This window comes from Vibrio sp. SCSIO 43097, from assembly GCF_023650755.1.
GTDB lineage: Bacteria > Pseudomonadota > Gammaproteobacteria > Enterobacterales > Vibrionaceae > Vibrio > Vibrio alginolyticus.
In genome coordinates, this window is the sequence record NZ_CP071840.1 from 360701 (window position 1) to 378183 (window position 17483).

The 17483-nt window shown below is 46.2% G+C and carries 12 protein-coding genes; 5 read left to right on the forward strand and 7 right to left on the reverse strand.

The window, feature by feature from the left end; all coding sequences use genetic code 11:
* Positions 1 to 50: 50 nt before the first annotated feature.
* The 3 genes from J4N40_RS01760 to argE form a co-directional block, all read right to left on the reverse strand.
* A complete protein-coding gene (locus J4N40_RS01760) occupies positions 51 to 590 on the reverse strand; it encodes a PadR family transcriptional regulator (RefSeq protein WP_005382791.1) in 540 nt (179 codons plus the stop codon).
* A 425-nt stretch (positions 591 to 1015) separates the two neighbouring features.
* Positions 1016 to 3649: a phosphoenolpyruvate carboxylase gene (gene ppc, locus J4N40_RS01765; protein ID WP_005381336.1), complete on the reverse strand. Its 2634-nt coding sequence runs from the start codon at positions 3647 to 3649 to the stop codon at positions 1016 to 1018.
* A 272-nt stretch (positions 3650 to 3921) separates the two neighbouring features.
* Positions 3922 to 5058, reverse strand: a complete 1137-nt coding sequence (argE, locus tag J4N40_RS01770) for an acetylornithine deacetylase (RefSeq protein WP_005381335.1) — start codon at positions 5056 to 5058, stop codon at positions 3922 to 3924.
* A gap of 144 nt (positions 5059 to 5202) precedes the next feature.
* On the opposite strand from argE, the gene argC reads away from it, so the two are divergent.
* The 4 genes from argC to argH all read left to right on the forward strand — a co-directional run bounded on the left by argC (position 5203) and on the right by argH (position 10436).
* The gene (gene argC / locus J4N40_RS01775) at positions 5203 to 6207 is read left to right on the forward strand and encodes an N-acetyl-gamma-glutamyl-phosphate reductase (RefSeq protein ID WP_053350729.1); all 1005 of its coding nucleotides are present in this window, start codon (positions 5203 to 5205) and stop codon (positions 6205 to 6207) included.
* A gap of 21 nt (positions 6208 to 6228) precedes the next feature.
* Positions 6229 to 7020 carry an acetylglutamate kinase gene (argB, locus tag J4N40_RS01780; RefSeq protein ID WP_005381333.1) on the forward strand — a complete coding sequence of 264 codons (792 nt, stop codon included), beginning with the start codon at positions 6229 to 6231 and terminating at the stop codon, positions 7018 to 7020.
* Between the two features lie 84 nt (positions 7021 to 7104).
* Positions 7105 to 8319: an argininosuccinate synthase gene (locus J4N40_RS01785; RefSeq protein WP_005381332.1), complete on the forward strand. Its 1215-nt coding sequence runs from the start codon at positions 7105 to 7107 to the stop codon at positions 8317 to 8319.
* Between the two features lie 242 nt (positions 8320 to 8561).
* A complete protein-coding gene (gene argH, locus J4N40_RS01790; RefSeq protein ID WP_017633526.1) occupies positions 8562 to 10436 on the forward strand; it encodes an argininosuccinate lyase in 1875 nt (624 codons plus the stop codon).
* Between the two features lie 194 nt (positions 10437 to 10630).
* On the opposite strand, the gene J4N40_RS01795 is transcribed toward argH, so the two are convergent.
* The 3 genes from J4N40_RS01795 to J4N40_RS01805 form a co-directional block, all read right to left on the reverse strand.
* Complete coding sequence (locus tag J4N40_RS01795; protein WP_017633527.1) at positions 10631 to 10912, reverse strand: DUF3624 domain-containing protein; 282 nt, start codon at positions 10910 to 10912, stop codon at positions 10631 to 10633.
* Between the two features lie 372 nt (positions 10913 to 11284).
* The gene (locus J4N40_RS01800) at positions 11285 to 12757 is read right to left on the reverse strand and encodes a dihydrolipoyl dehydrogenase (protein ID WP_115386338.1); all 1473 of its coding nucleotides are present in this window, start codon (positions 12755 to 12757) and stop codon (positions 11285 to 11287) included.
* 191 nt (positions 12758 to 12948) lie between these two features.
* Positions 12949 to 13677: a redoxin family protein gene (locus J4N40_RS01805; protein ID WP_054866559.1), complete on the reverse strand. Its 729-nt coding sequence runs from the start codon at positions 13675 to 13677 to the stop codon at positions 12949 to 12951.
* 169 nt (positions 13678 to 13846) lie between these two features.
* Between J4N40_RS01805 and oxyR the strand changes: the two genes are divergently transcribed.
* Entirely contained in the window at positions 13847 to 14758 is a 912-nt protein-coding gene (oxyR, locus tag J4N40_RS01810; RefSeq protein WP_005381326.1) for a DNA-binding transcriptional regulator OxyR, read from the forward strand.
* A gap of 53 nt (positions 14759 to 14811) precedes the next feature.
* Here oxyR and J4N40_RS01815 read toward each other — a convergent pair whose 3' ends face one another.
* A complete protein-coding gene (locus tag J4N40_RS01815) occupies positions 14812 to 17373 on the reverse strand; it encodes a penicillin-binding protein 1A (RefSeq protein WP_025768081.1) in 2562 nt (853 codons plus the stop codon).
* Between the last annotated feature and the right edge of the window lie 110 nt (positions 17374 to 17483).

The window sequence follows — 17483 nt, forward strand, 5'->3', positions numbered from 1 at the left end:
AAGGCTTGCCAAGTGGCAAGCCTTTTTCGTTTTATCAAAGCAAAAGGAGTTTAACCAATCACTTCAAGTTCAGTTAGAACTTCTTCTGCCCAAGTGATCCAAGTTTCACGTAACAGTAGGTTACGGCGAAGCGTTAGACGTTCTAGGCGAGCTTGTTTATCTAAAGTTGACGGCGTTGCGTAGTAAGCCGCTTCAATTTCTTTGTAGTGAGAAACCAGTTTGCGAGACTCTTCAACTAGCTCGGCGAGTTGGTCACGGAATGGAGCCGCTGGTTGAACGGCACATGCCATCAATTTCGCTGAAAACTCATCACGAACTGTTGGGTGTGCAGTTGGTTGATCAAACCACTCTCCTAAAGCGCTGCGACCAGCGTCTGTAATGGAGTAAACCTTGCGGTCTGGTTTGCCTTCTTGGGGTTCTAATACGCAAGTAACCAGTTCTTTCTCAGCCATTTTGTTGAGTTCACGGTACACCTGTTGGTGGCTTGCTTTCCAGAAGTAACCGATGCTAGCAGAGAATTCTTTAGTGATATCGTAACCGGTTGCGTCGCGAGTGCTAAGAACAGTTAAGATTACGTGTGGTAATGACATGTCTTCAATCCAAATGGTCAATAAACTTGTAAACAAGCTACTTATACTTTCAGCTGCGCTCTTACTGGCACTTGAGTTTTTTAATGTATAAGTAGCACCAACAATGTTGGTCCTGTCACCTTAAAGCCGTTTATCACCTAGAGAGATGGGGAGTCCCATCAAGGCTGGAGCAGGTATGATTGGATTTATGAGCTCTCAGCAGGCAAGTAGTATATAAATAATAAGCATGAAGTGGAATAGTAGGACAAAATTACCCTAAAAAACTAACATAATAATCAATAGTGTTAACTTGTGGTTTTTTATTCTTTTATTTTGGTATTTTTTGGGTCTATAGTGGTATATTTAACTGCCTTTGTTTTGGTGCGATTATCCTGTGATAAAAAAAAGCTGAGCATTTGCCCAGCTTTTTATTAAAAATGAAACGATTAGCCTGTGTTGCGCATACCAGCAGCAATACCAGCAATCGTCACCATCAACGCTTCTTCCAAGTTTGCAGAAGCTTCTTCGGTTTGACGCGTGCGGTATAGTAGCTCTGCCTGTAGCATATTCAATGGCTCAACGTAGATATTGCGTAAGCGAATCGACTCGAGTCCCCAAGGGTCATGCTGCATCAAGTTTTCATTGTTCTCTACATTCAGTACCGCTTTGATGTCTTCTTGAAGCTGAGCACGAAGTTTTTCACCGAGTGGACGGAGCGACTCATCCACCAATCGCTCATCGTAGTAGCGAGAGATATCAATATTACACTTCGAGTACACCATCTCTAGCATGCCGAGACGAGTAGAGAAAAACGGCCATTCGCGGCACATCTCTTCGAGCAATGCTTGGTGGCCTTTATCGATCGAGTATTGAATCGCTTCACCTGCGCCTAGCCATGCAGGAAGTACCAAACGGTTTTGACTCCATGAGAAGATCCACGGGATTGCACGTAAGCTTTCTACTCCGCCCTTAGGGTTGCGTTTTGCAGGACGAGAACCAAGTGGCAACTTACCGAGTTCGAGTTCTGGTGTTGCTTGGCGGAAGTAAGGCACGAAATCTGGCTCGCCACGAACCACATTTCGGTAAGACTCACAGCTTACTTCTGATAGCACTTCCATCAAGTCGCGCCATTCTTGTTTTGGCTCCGGTGGCGGTAACAAGTTGGCTTCCAGAATCGCACTTGCGTATAGGTTAAAGCTGTTTACTGCGACATCTGGGAGACCCAGTTTAAAGCGGATCATCTCGCCTTGCTCTGTTACACGTAAACCGCCTTTCAAGCTTTTTGGTGGTTGCGACAAAAGCGCAGCATGCGCAGGTGCGCCACCGCGACCGACTGTGCCCCCACGACCATGGAATAGAGTTAGCTCAACGCCTTCTTCTTCAGCCACTTTAACTAACGATTCCATCGCATGATACTGAGCCCAACCTGCAGACATAACACCTGCATCTTTCGCTGAGTCAGAGTAACCAATCATGACCATCTGGTGGTTTTGGATAAAACCACGGTAAAGGTCAATCCCCATAAGCTGCTTGATGACCGATTCCGCGTTGTTCAAATCGTCTAGCGTTTCGAACAGAGGACACACATCCATGCGGTAAGGGCAACCAGCTTCTTGTAGCAGTAGATGAACGGCTAGTACGTCAGAGGCGGTACGTGCCATTGAAATAACGTAAGCGCCAAACGCTTCACGCGGTTGTGCTGCAACAATCTTGCAGGTATCCAAAACCTCTTTGACGGGTTCAGACGGTTCCCAATCACGAGGGAGAAGCGGACGTTTAGATGCCAGCTCGTTAGTTAGAAAAGCAATCTTATCTTGCTCACTCCATTGTTCGTAATCACCAATACCTAAGTAGCGAGTCAGTTCAGACAAGACGTCTGAGTGACGCGTGCTCTCCTGGCGGATATCAAGACGTACAAGATGGATACCAAATGCTTTTACGCGGCGTAGTGTATCCAGTAGTGAGCCGTTGGCTATTACACCCATGCCACATTCGTTTAGTGACTGGTAGCAGGCATACAGCGGTTCCCAAAGTTGCTCGACTTTTTGCAGTGGTGCTTTAACAGCCAGCTTTTGACCGTGGATCTTAGCATCGAGAATATCTTTGGTTTCATTGAGCAGAGTGCGTAATTGCTTCAGGATCGCACGGTATGGTTCGTGCTGATCTTCGCCAGCAAGTTCACGGACTTGATCGTTTGAAACTGTCATTGACAGCTCGCTGATCAACTCGTTGATGTCATTGAGATAAAGATCGGCGGCTTTCCAACGAGACAATAGTAAGACTTCACGCGTAACGTTGTGAGTAACAAACGGGTTACCGTCACGGTCACCGCCCATCCAAGAGGAGAAGTGCACTGGGCGAGCATCAATGGGTAAACCTTCTCCAAGGTAAGATTTTAGACGGTCATTCATCTCACGTAGGAAGTCCGGTACCGCTTCCCATAGCGAGTTTTCAACGACCGCAAAGCCCCACTTTGCTTCATCCAACGGAGTAGGGCGTTGTTGTCGAATCACGTCTGAATGCCAGCCTTGGGCAATCAGTTGCTCTAGGCGGCGTTCGGTTTTTCTGCGCTCTTTAGAAGAAAGATCGCTTAGCTCCAACTTTGATAAGCACTCGTTTATCTTGACCAGTTTGTTGATCATCGTACGGCGCGTAATTTCTGTTGGGTGAGCCGTCAATACCAATTCAATATTTAGATCACGAACCGCTTGGGCAGTGTCCAGTTTGCTCACATCGTTTTGTACCAGTTTAGAAAACAGCGAGTTAATCGCGTCTGGTTCACAAATGTGCTCTTCACAATGGCGTGAAATCGTGTGGTATTGCTCAGCGATATTGGTGAGGTTTAGAAATTGGTTAAACGCGCGAGTAACGGGCGTTAGCTGCTCATCAGGTAGATGTTTGATTTCTTCGATCAAGCTGTCCCTGTCTGCTTGATTCCCTGCTTGAGCTGATTTGGATAATTTACGAATGGTTTCCACTTTCTCGAAGATTTCTTCGCCATGGGCATCGCGAATGGTGTTACCCAATAAGTGGCCTAACATGCGCACATTACTTTTGAGTGCGGCGTATTTCTCGTTCATTGTCGTCCTGCCTCGTAAAAAAACTACATCCATTGTCCTTGTTAAGACTCCAATCTAGCGAAAAGCACCAGTTATAGTCAAATAAAGCAGACTAAGTTTGCAATTATTCCGCTGTCTCCTGATTTAGAGCAAATTTACGGCAGCCATAGAGTAAGAAGTGAAAATTAATTACAAAATAACAAGTTAAATAAGTGTTAAGACTAGCGCTAAATTGTGAAGATAAAAAGATGCAGCTCAATCGAGCTGCACAGACTTTTGAGCTTAAACGCGTATTAACAGCAGTACTTGACCATCGCCTTTGAAAGCACATCAATTGTGGGGTCGATAAAGTCGAAGGATAGAAACTCATCCGGTTGATGGGCTTGGTCGATTGACCCAGGGCCGAGCACCAAGGTTGGACACAACTGCTGTAGAAATGGTGCTTCAGTACAGTAGTTCACGGTTTCTGAACTGGTTTGGCAGATCTCTTCAACACCACCAATAAATGGGTGGTCATGTTGGCATTCGTAACCCGGAATAGGCTCATGCAATGGAATAATCTCCAGTCTCCCAGGCCATTTCGCTTCGACTTCTTTTAATGCTCCGCGCAACATGTTCTCTAAACCATCAAGGCTAATGCCGGGAAGAGGACGCACGTCGTAATGCAGTTCGCAGCAACCACAAATACGGTTAGCGCTGTCACCACCATGAATGTGTCCAAGATTTAGGGTTGGGCTTGGAATGGCAAAACCCGGATGGTGATATTCTTTAATCAATTTGTCACGCAGTTGCATCATGGCGAACATGACTTCATGCATGATCTCAATAGCGTTAACGCCAAGCGCTGGGTCCGATGAGTGACCGGACTTGCCTGTTACGCGAATGGCATTTGCCACATGCCCTTTATGACCTCGAATTGGTACAAGGCTGGTGGGTTCACCAATGATGCAGTAATCCGGCTTAAATGGGGCGTTTGCTGTGAAATGTCGCGCGCCCAACATGGTGGTCTCTTCGTCACAAGTGGCTAATACGTAAAGTGGTTTGCTCTGCTTGCTCCAATCGACTTTCTTCACTGCTTCATAAATAAAGGCGAAAAAGCCTTTCATGTCTGCTGTGCCTAAACCGTAGAAGCGGTTGTCTTTTTCCGTCAGTTTATGCGGATCAAAATTCCATCGCCCTTGATCGAATGGCACGGTATCACTATGGCCAGCAAGTAAAAGGCCACCTTCTCCCTCTCCCATACGTGCGATCATATTGTGCTTGCCTGGCTCGACTTCGATCACTTCAACGCTAAAACCCAGATCTTTAAACCAAGATGCGAGTTTTTCGATGACTTTTGCATTGCCCTGATCCCAGCTCGGATCCGTGGAGCTGATAGAAGAGGTGCTGATGAGTCCTTCATAGACCTCTAGAAAAGTTGGTAATTGCATGGATTCTTCAAATCTCCTGTTGACAGACAGACCACAAAAATGTAAAACACATATTAAATCATATTTAATGAATAAAAAATCAAAATAAAGCAAAAATTAAATATGAATAGTCATTTGAGCCTTTAAGTATATGGATGTCACACAATGCTAAAAACCACGATTATTGGAGCCAGCGGTTACACCGGCGCAGAGTTAGCGTTAATGGTTAATAAACACCCACAACTCACGCTATCAGGTTTATACGTTTCCGCCAACAGTGTTGATGCGGGAAAGAGCATCGCGCAGCTACACGGTAAGCTAGCGGGCATCATTGATATGCCAGTTTTACCACTAACGGATCCACTGCAAATCGCTCAAGAATCGGACGTGGTGTTTTTGGCAACGGCTCACGAAGTCAGCCATGATTTAGCCCCAACTTTCTTGGAGACAGGCTGTCAGGTATTCGATTTATCGGGTGCATTCCGTGTGAAAAGTGAAGGCTTTTACGACACTTTTTATGGCTTCGCACATCAACATAACAACTGGTTAGATAAAGCAGCATACGGCTTAGCAGAGTGGAACCAAGAATCAATAAAAACCACTCCTTTGATTGCAGTAGCAGGTTGCTACCCAACCGCTTCACAGCTTGCAATCAAACCTTTATTAGAACATGCGTTGCTTGATACCAACCAATGGCCAGTGATCAACGCAACCAGTGGTGTATCTGGTGCAGGGCGTAAAGCCTCCATGGTTAACAGCTTCTGTGAAGTGAGCTTGCAACCTTATGGTGTATTTAACCATCGTCACCAGCCAGAGATTGCTCAGCACTTGGGTTGCGATGTGATTTTTACTCCGCACCTCGGCAACTTTAAACGCGGCATTCTTGCCACTATCACCATGAAGCTTGCGCAAGGTGTGACAGAAGCACAAGTGGCACAGGCGTTTGAACAAGCTTATCAAGGCAAGCCTGCGGTGCGTCTTAAAGGCGACGGTATTCCACGTATTCAGGATGTCGAAAATACCCCTTTCTGCGATATCGGCTGGAAGGTACAAGGCGAACACATCATTGTGATTTCAGCTATCGACAACCTACTTAAAGGTGCATCGAGTCAAGCGATGCAATGTCTCAATATTCATTACGGTTACCCAGAACTGACAGCGTTGCTGTAGTCGTTGAAAGAGGGAAATGCGATGACGCAAACCAATCAAGCTCCTTTAGTCATTAAGCTAGGTGGTGCAGCTCTATCATGCACTCAAACCTTAAGCCAACTGTTTGGTGCCATTGCGGCTTACCAAAAATCGGCACAGCGACAAATCGCCATCGTTCATGGCGGTGGCTACCTAGTTGATGAGTTGATGGCAAAGCTTCAGCTTGAAACCGTAAAGAAAAACGGTTTACGCGTAACGCCTTACGATCAAATTCCTGTGATTGCAGGCGCGCTTGCAGGCACTGCGAATAAGTTACTTCAAGGTCAAGCGATTGCGGACGGTCTTAACGCTGTGGGCCTTAGCCTTGCGGATGGTGGTTTGTGTCTTGTTGAAGAACTTGACCCAGAACTCGGCGCGGTAGGCAAAGCATCACCGGGTGACTCAGCACTATTACAAGCGGTGCTAAACACAGGTGCACTGCCGATCATCAGTTCAATTGGTTTAACCAAAGATGGCCAGATGATGAATGTGAATGCTGATCAAGCAGCAGTCGCGGTTGCGGGCGCATTAGATGCGGAGTTAGTCCTGTTATCAGACGTGAGTGGTGTATTAGATGGAAAAGGCCATTTGATCAAAACCCTGTCAGAGCAGCAAGCTAACTCGTTGATCGATGGACATGTGATCACCGATGGCATGATCGTCAAAGTTAAAGCCGCTTTGGAGGCCGCCAATGATCTTGGCCGTCCAATTGAAGTCGCGACCTGGCGTTACCCAGAAAAATTAGCACAGTTATTCGCTGGTGAAAGTATTGGTACTCAATTCTTGCCTCAATAAGCATCAGCAAAAGAATTCAATATTAGGAAGTCGTAGTTGGCACTGACCGCCGAGCGCAGCGCCAGTTAAGTTTGGAGAAAAAACATGAGCAAAGTGAACGTAAATAAAGTGGTAGTCGCATACTCAGGCGGTCTAGATACTTCAGTAATTATCCCGTGGCTAAAAGAGAACTACGACTGTGAAGTAGTGGCTTTCGTTGCCGATGTTGGTCAAGGTGCCGAAGAGCTAGAAGGCATTGAAGCGAAAGCAAAAGCCTCTGGTGCTTCTGAGTGCTACATCGCTGACTTGAAAGAAGAAATGGTCGCAGACTACATTTACCCAACGCTAAAAACCGGCGCGTACTACGAAGGTAAGTACCTGCTAGGTACATCAATGGCGCGTCCAATCATTGCCAAAGCGCAGGTTGAAGTGGCACGTAAAGTGGGCGCGGACGCTCTGTGTCATGGCTGTACAGGTAAAGGTAACGACCAAGTACGTTTTGAAGGCGCATTCGCAGCACTAGCACCGGACTTACAAGTGATTGCACCTTGGCGTGAGTGGGACCTAGTGAGCCGTGAAGAGTGTTTGGATTACCTAGCTGAGCGTAATATTCCTTGCTCTGCGTCTCTTACTAAGATCTATTCACGTGATGCAAACGCATGGCACATTTCGACGGAAGGCGGCGTTTTAGAAGATACGTGGAACGCACCAAACGAAGACTGCTGGGTGTGGACTGTCGACCCAGAGCAAGCGCCAAATGAAGCGGAATACGTCACGCTGAAAGTAGAAAAAGGTGAAGTGGTCGAAGTTGATGGTGAAGTGATGACACCATACAACGCACTGGTTTACCTAAACGAGAAGGGCGCTAAGCACGGTGTTGGCCGTATCGATATCGTGGAAAACCGTCTTGTTGGGATGAAGTCTCGTGGTTGTTATGAAACACCGGGAGGCACCATCATGATGGAAGCGCTGCGTGCTGTAGAGCAGCTTGTGCTAGACAAATCATCATTCGAATTCCGTGAGGAGCTAGGTCTAAAAGCGTCTCACCTTGTATACGATGGCCGTTGGTTTACGCCACTATGTAAATCGATCCTTGCCGCTTCAGAAGAGCTAGCGCAAGACGTTAACGGTGAAGTGGTTGTTAAGCTCTACAAAGGTCAAGCGACAGTGACGCAAAAACGTTCTGACAACAGCTTGTATTCAGAAGAGTTCGCGACTTTTGGTGAAGATGAAGTTTACGACCAAAGCCATGCAGGTGGGTTTATCCGTCTTTACTCGCTATCAAGCCGTATTCGTGCATTGAACAGCCAGAAGAAATAATCCCTTAACATCCATCTCGGATTGAATAAAGACCCGCCATTTATAGGCGGGTCTTTTGGTTTCTAAAAGCGGGTATCTAAAGTTAGTTTGAATATATATGTAAAAATATTGAATTTATACTTTATTTTTTATCGAAATTGCCGTAACGTTGACCCATAAGAAAAAGTGAGCAAATGACCATCAAATTGGTTACTACTCATTCGAGAACGTTAGAGTAAGCAATAGTCATCAGGAGAGACGCAATGGCATTATGGGGCGGAAGATTTACCCAAGCGGCAGACACCAGATTTAAAGAGTTCAATGATTCGTTGCGTTTTGACTACCGATTGGCTGAGCAAGACATCGTAGGTTCAATCGCATGGTCTAAAGCTCTGCTTTCTGTTGATGTGCTATCGGCAGAAGAACAGCAGAAACTGGAACTTGCTTTAAATGAGCTGAAGTTAGAAGTGATGGAAGACCCTCACCAAATTCTTCGCTCTGATGCAGAAGATATCCACTCTTGGGTTGAACAGCAGCTAATCAGTAAAGTGGGAGATTTAGGTAAAAAACTCCACACTGGGCGTTCTCGGAATGACCAAGTCGCCACAGACTTGAAACTTTGGTGTCGTCAGCAAGGTCAGCAATTATTGATTGCTTTAGATCGCCTACAAGCACAAATGGTCCATGTTGCTAAACAGCACCAAGGCACCGTATTGCCAGGCTATACTCATCTTCAGCGTGCTCAACCTGTAACCTTTGCTCACTGGTGCTTGGCTTATGTTGAAATGTTCGAGCGTGACTACTCTCGTCTGAATGATGCCTTACAGCGTCTCGACACTTGTCCACTTGGCTCGGGTGCGTTAGCGGGAACGGCTTATCCGATTGATCGCGAACAATTAGCACATAATCTCGGTTTCCACCGTGCTACGCGTAATTCACTCGATTCGGTTTCAGATCGTGATCATGTGATGGAACTGATGTCGGTGGCGTCGATTTCTATGCTTCACCTTTCTCGTCTTGCAGAAGATATGATCTTCTACAATTCAGGCGAGTCAAACTTCATTGAGTTAGCGGATACGGTGACATCTGGTTCGTCATTAATGCCACAGAAGAAAAACCCAGATGCACTTGAGTTGATCCGTGGTAAGACAGGGCGTGTCTATGGCGCATTATCGAGCATGATGATGACAGTTAAAGCCTTGCCATTGGCGTACAACAAAGACATGCAGGAAGATAAAGAAGGGTTGTTTGACGCTTTAGATACATGGAACGACTGCATGGAAATGGCAGCTCTGTGTTTTGACGGTATTAAAGTGAATGGCGAGCGCACACTAGAAGCGGCGAAACAAGGTTACGCAAACTCGACTGAGTTGGCTGATTACCTAGTGGCGAAAGGCATCCCATTCCGTGAAGCTCACCACATCGTCGGTGTCGCGGTCGTTGGTGCTATTGCTAAAGGCTGTGCGCTGGAAGAATTGTCTCTGCAAGAGCTAAAAGCCTTCTCTGAGGTGATTGAAGATGATGTGTATGACATTCTGACTATCGATTCGTGTTTGGAAAAGCGTTGTGCTTTGGGGGGTGTTTCGCCTCACCAGGTCGCTTACGCGGTAGAACAAGCGGATAAGCGCCTGAGCCAGCGTGACAGCTCGGCGGTGAAAGTGCGTCCTGCACGTTTGACGGACATTGAAACGTTGGAAGGTATGGTTGCTTACTGGGCGAACCTTGGTGAGAATCTTCCGCGCTCTCGTAATGAGCTCGTGAGAGATATTGGCTCTTTCGCGGTGGCTGAGCATCATGGTGAAGTGACGGGTTGCGCTTCTCTATATGTGTATGACTCAGGGTTGGCTGAAATACGCTCTCTTGGTATCGAAGCGGGCTGGCAAGGCCAAGGGCAGGGCAGTGCGATTGTGAACTATTTGGTTGAGAAAGCGCGCCAGATGGCGATCAAGAAAGTCTTTGTTCTAACGCGAACGCCTGAGTTCTTTATGAAGCAAAGCTTTTTACCGACATCGAAGTCATTACTGCCGGAGAAAGTTCTGAAAGATTGCGATCAGTGCCCACGTCAACATGCATGTGATGAGGTAGCGCTTGAGATCAATTTAATGGAGCAAGTGATCCAAAAAACGCATGTGGCATGAACTGAAGTTGTGGAGTGATTTTATTAGCATTCAATGACATAGTCATTTTCCTGTTTACTTACATCAGTATTCGCTAAAAAAATCGAAAAAATTTGGAACCTTTGAGAGGAAGCCCGGTCTATTAAAGTACCACTGCTTTTTCTTAGAAGAATCTAAGAGAGCCCCAGAACTGACATTGGTTTTGGGGCTTTTTTCTATCTGTCACTTTTCTCTTTTTTATTCGCCTTTTTTTGTCCCCGTCGACGCTGCCAAGGCAAGATGACAAAACGCATCCATAAGTGTAAAAACAACAAAACGTTGAAAGCGAAGCCGGCAAAGATCAAAGCGATCGACTCGATGCTTTGTGGATCATCTTTGAGCGTAAACCACCATACAATCCAACACAGTACAGAAAGTACCGTCAATTGATCCAAGCATCGTTGGCAACGTCCAAGTTTTTTCCAAAACCAATGTTCTTCGCAGCGGCGACAAGTCATAGTGTTTTCCAAACCATTAGTGTTGCTTCAGATTATATATCTAACTAAATGGTGGAAAGCGTTTCTTACACGGGCTTAGATCGCCATGACACAACCAAAAATGGAAAGTTAGCTTTGTAAAAGCTTTGTGGCACGTAATTGATGTATGGTGCGCTGTCAGTCTTTAACAGGAAATATAATGATGTCGACAGAGTTGAAACTTGCGCTGAGTATCGCTGGTGGGTTCTTTATGATCGGTGTTGTCGCGATTTGTATGGTCAGCCGCTATGCAATGATGGCAGCGTAAGAGAGATTTCATTGCGCCAAAGTAGTAAAGCAAAGCCTCGTTGATGACGAGGCTTTGCTTTATATTTAGATAGAAGCCTGAAAGCGTTAGCAGCCTGGGCCGCAGTCAAGACAATGTTTCACTATTTCTGGCCCTAAGTGTAGTTTTGCATTCAAATCACGTAGAGCGGTGCGGACGCCTTCTTCAATCACTGGGTGATAGAAGGGCATATCTAACATCTCAGAAATCGTCATCCTATTTTGGTGCGCCCACGCTAAAAGGTGCGCAAGATGCTCTGCATTCGGGCCCATCATTTCTGCACCTAAAAAACGTCCAGTGCCTTGCTCTCCGTAGACATGCAGAATGCCTTTATTACGAAGCATGACGCGCGAACGTCCTTGATTTTCAAACGAGACTTCACCGGTTGCGAAACATCCACATGTGCCTAGACGTGTTTCTAGTTGTTTATATGTTTCTCCAACCATAGCAATTTGAGGGTCGGAGAACACGGCTGAAATTGGTGAGCGACGCAGACCCGCACGAATATCTGGGAAACGGCCTGCGTTGTCTCCAGCAATACGGCCTTGGTCAGCGGCTTCGTGCAGCAGTGGAATTTGGTTACTTGCATCACCTGCGATGAAGATGCTCTCTACCGAAGTTTGCAATGTGTAGTGATCCGCCGTTGGTACGCCACGTTCATCGAGAGCCACATTGGTGTTCTCGATCGCCAGCTTATCGACGTTTGGACGACGACCCGTTGCGGCCAATACGTAATCGACAACGAAAGTTTCTAATTCACCATCATGGTTGATGAATTGGATTTCGACCTTGTCTTCGCCGTCATTGTCTGACGAAGCAATGCGTTTCATGCTTTCGACTTTTACATCTGCATCTAGGTAGAACTCTTCCTTAAAGGCTTTATCTGCATACGCCATCACCTCTGGGTCTGTCAGTGGGCCCACTTGTCCTCCAAGGCCAAAGAGCTTCACGTTTACTCCTAGGCGGTGTAAAGCCTGACCCAATTCAAGGCCGATGACTCCTGGGCCAAATACTGCAACGGACTCTGGTAAGTCATCCCAGTCAAATACATCATCGTTAATCACTAGGCGATCACCCAGTTCATTCCAAGCTGCCGGATATGCTGGACGAGATCCTGTCGCAATAACAATGCGCTGTGCGGTGACCTGAGTATGATCATCTATGATGAGAGTGTGGTCATCGGCAAACTTCGCGTAGCCCGATAGTTTGTCTTCAGCGGGAATATCATCGACACTTTCAAGCACAAAGCCAACAAAACGATCGCGTTCGCGCTTTACACGATCCATAACTTCTCGTCCGTTAATTCGTACTTCACCTTGCGGGTGTATCCCAAATCCAGGTGCTTTTTCGATTTGATGAACACTTTCTGCTGCCGCAATTAACAGCTTAGACGGCATGCATCCGACACGAGCACAGGTTGTTCCGTAGGGACCGCCCTCAATCATTACCACGCTGTTGGTATGAGCTTTTGCTGCTCGATAAGCACCAAGACCAGCCGTACCGCCACCAATAATCGCTACGTCGACATTTACTTGTTTCATCGTGAACTCTCGCTTTTGTTTTAAGCCAAGCTAGCTACATTGAGCTTGGAGAGTGAATTGGATAGTTGAATCTGGATAAGTAGTCACCTTAGTGGCAGATGACTACTTATCTAGACTAGTAGAAGAAGTGGTTTAGGGTTGGCCTCCGAGCCAAAAGGCACCGGAGACCGAGGGTGTAGGCTATGGACAGCTTAGCCTAGATACGCTTCTAGCTCTTCGCTACCGCCGATATGCTTGCCACCGATAAAGACTTGTGGAACAGTCGTGCGACCAGATATAGCTCGTAGACTAACTGTTGTTGCGTCTTTACCCAGAATCACTTCTTCATATTGAAGACCGTGGTCAATCAGATTTTGTTTCGCTTTCATACAGAAAGGGCAGCCTGGTTTAGTGAACACCGTGATGGATTCTTGCGTTTTGTAGTCAGGCGCTATGTAGTTCAGCATCGTATCTGCGTCTGACACCTTGAATGGGTCGCCTGGTTCGTTTGGCTCAATGAACATTTTTTCCACTACACCATCTTTTACTAACATGCTGTAACGCCATGAACGTTTGCCAAAGCCGATGTCGTTTTTATCCACTAACATACCCATGCCATCGGTGAATTCACCATTACCATCCGGGATGAAGGTAATGTTTTCTGCTTCTTGGTCTTGTTTCCATGCATTCATCACGAACGTATCATTGACCGAGATACAAATAATCTCATCCACTCCGTGCTCTTTAAATACAGGGAACAATTCGTTGTAACGAGGTAGATGGCTTGATGAACAGGTTGGAGTAAATGCACCCGGTAAGCTAAATACGATAACGGTCTTACCTTTAAATAGCTCATCGGTCGTTACATTCACCCAAGAGTCACCTTGACGAACTGGAAAAGTAACTTGAGGGACTTGTTGACCTTCTTTAGATACAAACATAATGATTTCCTTTAACTATTTTAAATTATGCGTATAGAGCTTAGCGTTTTTCGTCGCTCTGTTTCGTTTTGTTGAGCCCATTATTGTAAAAATCCTTTGATAGCTCTAATCGTTTGGTGTTATGGTTTTGATAGGTATTAGCTATTGTTAAAGAAGCGAAGCGTGAAGTATGAATATTCGAGATTTTGAGTACTTAGTTGCACTTGCGGAACATAAGCACTTTCGCAAAGCGGCAGAGGCATGTTTTGTTAGCCAGCCAACATTGAGTGGGCAAATTCGTAAACTAGAGGACGAACTCGGGACCACGCTTTTAGAGCGAAGCAGCCGACGTGTTTTGTTTACCGATTCAGGGTTACAGCTGGTGGAGCAGGCTAAACGCATCTTAAGTGAAGTGAAAACCTTCAGAGATATGGCAAGCGGTCAAAGCGGAGCCATGACTGGACCGATGCATATTGGTTTCATCCCGACGGTTGGGCCTTATCTACTACCCAAAATTCTGCCGCAGATAAAAGAAGCATTTCCTGAGCTGGAGCTATTTCTGCACGAAGCTCAAACACATCAATTAGTGCGTCAATTGGAAGAAGGCAAACTAGATTGCTTAGTTTTAGCTTCGGTTGATGAAACTGCGCCATTTAAAGAGATCGAAGTGTATCAAGAGCCATTAAGTGTCGCAGTGCCATGTGACCACGAGTGGGCCTCTCTCGACCATGTTGATATGTTGGAGCTGAATGGTAAAACCGTTTTAGCGTTGGGAGACGGCCACTGTCTGCGAGATCAAGCGTTAGGTTTTTGTTTTGCCGCTGGTGCAAAAGACGATGAGCGTTTTAAAGCCACCAGCTTGGAGACGTTACGCAATATGGTTGCTGCCGGTGCGGGGATTACGTTATTGCCTCAGCTTTCTATCCCTAATGAGAAGCAAAAAGATGGCGTATGCTACGTACCAGCTGTTAACCCAACACCCTCGCGTAATATCGTTCTCGTATATCGTCCGGGCTCACCATTACGAGCTAGGTTTGAAGCTTTAGCAGCGAAGATTAAAGAGGTGTTGGCTTCTTATCCATCATTGAATGCTGCAGCATAAGAAGCAGACATAAAAAAGGGAGAGCTTGATGCTCTCCCTTGTGCTTTTGTGATTTAGAACAGTTCTTCTGCGCCAGAGCCTGAAGAGTAAATACTATCTTCTAAACGGTCGCCAGCGTATTCGGTAGGCTCCGTGCCTTTTTCAAAGTATTCGAACATTGATGTGCTATCTACCTTGTGCGTTAGCATACCGCTGTTGCGATCAATACGAACTCGAATAATATCCTCTGGAATATTTTTACCTTGCTCCGGCGTCCCTTCTAGCGCAACACGCATGAAGTCAATCCAAGCAGGCTCTGCGGTTTTCGCACCCGACTCGGCACCAGAAATTTGGCCTTGCCCTAGGTTGCTGTTAACAGTGGTGCGGCCAAGTGCACGTGAGTGATCATCAAAGCCAACCCAAGCTATCGCAACGACACCAGGTCCATAGCCATTGTACCAAGCATCCTTGGAATCATTCGTTGTACCCGTTTTACCCCCGATATCACGACGACCAAGTTTTTGCGCGCGCCAGCCTGTACCATTCCAACCTGTGCCTTCACGCCAGTTACCGCCACCCCAAATGTTGCTGTACATCATCTCACGCATTAAGAATGCATTCTGTTCGGAGATAACTTGCGGTGCATATTGAGGTTCATCATTTTCAAGGGCATTGTCTGTTGCAAGGCCGTCAATTGCGACGTCTTGTTCGCCAAATTCATCAGCGTAGCGATTTTCTGGCTGCTCGCTCATTTGTGGACAATCCTTATGACAAACACTCTTTGGATTGGCTTTAAACAGTACTTCACCGAATGCATCTTCCACGCGTTCTACATAGAATGGTTCAACGTAATAACCACCGTTTGCAAACACAGAGTAACCTTGTGCCACTTTCATTGGTGTTAAGCTGCCAGCTCCGAGTGCGATGGTCTCAGAGCGTGGTACTTGGTTAATATCAAAACCGAAACGAGTAAGGTACTGACGTGTCTCCTCGAGGCCAACTTCACGGAGTGTACGTACTGCCATGACGTTTTTTGATTGAGCTAAGCCGAGGCGAAGACGCGTTGGACCACCATAAGTCGGTGGTGAGTTTTTTGGTCGCCAAGCTGAACCAGAACCTGCATCCCACTTGTTAATCGGCGCATCGTTAATCAAAGTGGCTAGAGTCAGTCCTTTGTCAATTGCTGCCGAGTAGATGAAAGGCTTGATACTTGAACCAACCTGACGCACTGACATGGTTGCACGGTTAAACTTGCTGTGAACAAAGTTGAAACCACCAACCAGCGACAATATCGCGCCATTTTCTGGGTTCATCGCAACAAACGCGGTGTTTGCTGTCGGCACTTGGCTCAGTTTCCAGCTCAGTGTTGTGTTGTCATCTTCATCGGTTTCACTTACTTCGCGAACCCAAACTTGTTGACCTGTCGCTAGCACATCATGCGCTGACTTTGGTGTTGAGCCTTGGCGGTTATCGGTAATGTACTTACGCGCCCAGTGCATTCCAGTCCAAGGGATGGTTTGCTCTTCATGGTTCTTAACCCATACTTGCGCCGTCTTATCATCGACTTTCGTCACAACCGCAGGGTAAAGGTCACCATAAGTTGGCTGTTTCTTCAGGTGCTTTTCTATTTGCTCATTGCCCCAGGCTGCTTCCCCTTCTTTCCAAAGCACACTTTCTGCACCACGGTAGCCATGACGTTCATCGTATGACAAGAGGTTATTTACCGCAGACGTATTTGCAGCATCTTGCAGTTTAGAATCCACAGTCATGTAGATATTCAAGCCAGAGGTGTAAGCTTCTTCTTCACCGTACTCTTTTACTGCCCATGCACGAGCCAACTCTGCTACGTAAGGCGCTGAAAGCTCAATTTCAGCGCTATGATAACGCGCCACAATAGGTTCATTGCGTGCTTCGTCATACTGCTCTTGTGTAATGTATTTCTCATCAAGCATTCGCATTAATACAACGTTACGGCGTTTTGTTGCGCGCTCAAGAGAGTAAATTGGGTTCATGGTTGATGGCGCTTTTGGCATACCAGCGAGTGTTGCAATCTCACTTAACGTCAATTCATCAAGGCTCTTGCCAAAATACACTTGAGCGGCAGCACCAAAGCCATATGAGCGGTAACCAAGGAAGATTTTATTGACATAAAGCTCCATGATTTCTTGCTTACTTAAAAGCTGCTCAATATGGATAGCAATAAAAATCTCTTTAATCTTACGCATGATCTTCTTCTCATTAGATAAGAAGAAGTTACGAGCTAGCTGTTGCGTAATCGTACTTGCACCCTGTTTAGCCGAGCCTGAAACCGCAACAACAACAGCTGCACGAGTGATGCCGATAGGGTCGATACCAGGATGCTCGTAGAAACGGCTATCTTCGGTTGCGATGAGCGCGTGAATTAAGTCTTGAGGAATTTCGTCATAAGTAACAGGAATACGACGCTTTTCACCGAACTGTGCGATCAGCTTCCCGTCTTGACTAAACACCTTCATAGGTGTTTGTAATTCAACGTCTTTTAGAGTTGCAACATCTGGCAATTCAGGCTTCACGTACTGATAGAAGCCAAATATTGTGGTGACTCCAAGAATTATGCAAATCAATGTTAAAAATAATAAACGCTTTATGAACTTCACCGGAGAATCCCTGATTGGTTGAGGCTGTGTAACGGCAAACCCTTGTACTCTTAGGTCAAAAATTTAGCACATAAGAGATATTAACTCTTATTTGGATGCTAATAACAACC

Bases quoted from the DNA above. Each gene is read 5' to 3' on its own strand.
- J4N40_RS01760 (WP_005382791.1), bottom strand. From the start codon at position 590: ATGTCATTACCACACGTAATCTTAACTGTTCTTAGCACTCGCGACGCA.
- ppc (WP_005381336.1), bottom strand. From the start codon at position 3,649: ATGAACGAGAAATACGCCGCACTCAAAAGTAATGTGCGCATGTTAGGC.
- argE (WP_005381335.1), bottom strand. From the start codon at position 5,058: ATGCAATTACCAACTTTTCTAGAGGTCTATGAAGGACTCATCAGCACC.
- argC (WP_053350729.1), top strand. From the start codon at position 5,203: ATGCTAAAAACCACGATTATTGGAGCCAGCGGTTACACCGGCGCAGAG.
- argB (WP_005381333.1), top strand. From the start codon at position 6,229: ATGACGCAAACCAATCAAGCTCCTTTAGTCATTAAGCTAGGTGGTGCA.
- J4N40_RS01785 (WP_005381332.1), top strand. From the start codon at position 7,105: ATGAGCAAAGTGAACGTAAATAAAGTGGTAGTCGCATACTCAGGCGGT.
- argH (WP_017633526.1), top strand. From the start codon at position 8,562: ATGGCATTATGGGGCGGAAGATTTACCCAAGCGGCAGACACCAGATTT.
- J4N40_RS01795 (WP_017633527.1), bottom strand. From the start codon at position 10,912: ATGACTTGTCGCCGCTGCGAAGAACATTGGTTTTGGAAAAAACTTGGA.
- J4N40_RS01800 (WP_115386338.1), bottom strand. From the start codon at position 12,757: ATGAAACAAGTAAATGTCGACGTAGCGATTATTGGTGGCGGTACGGCT.
- J4N40_RS01805 (WP_054866559.1), bottom strand. From the start codon at position 13,677: ATGTTTGTATCTAAAGAAGGTCAACAAGTCCCTCAAGTTACTTTTCCA.
- oxyR (WP_005381326.1), top strand. From the start codon at position 13,847: ATGAATATTCGAGATTTTGAGTACTTAGTTGCACTTGCGGAACATAAG.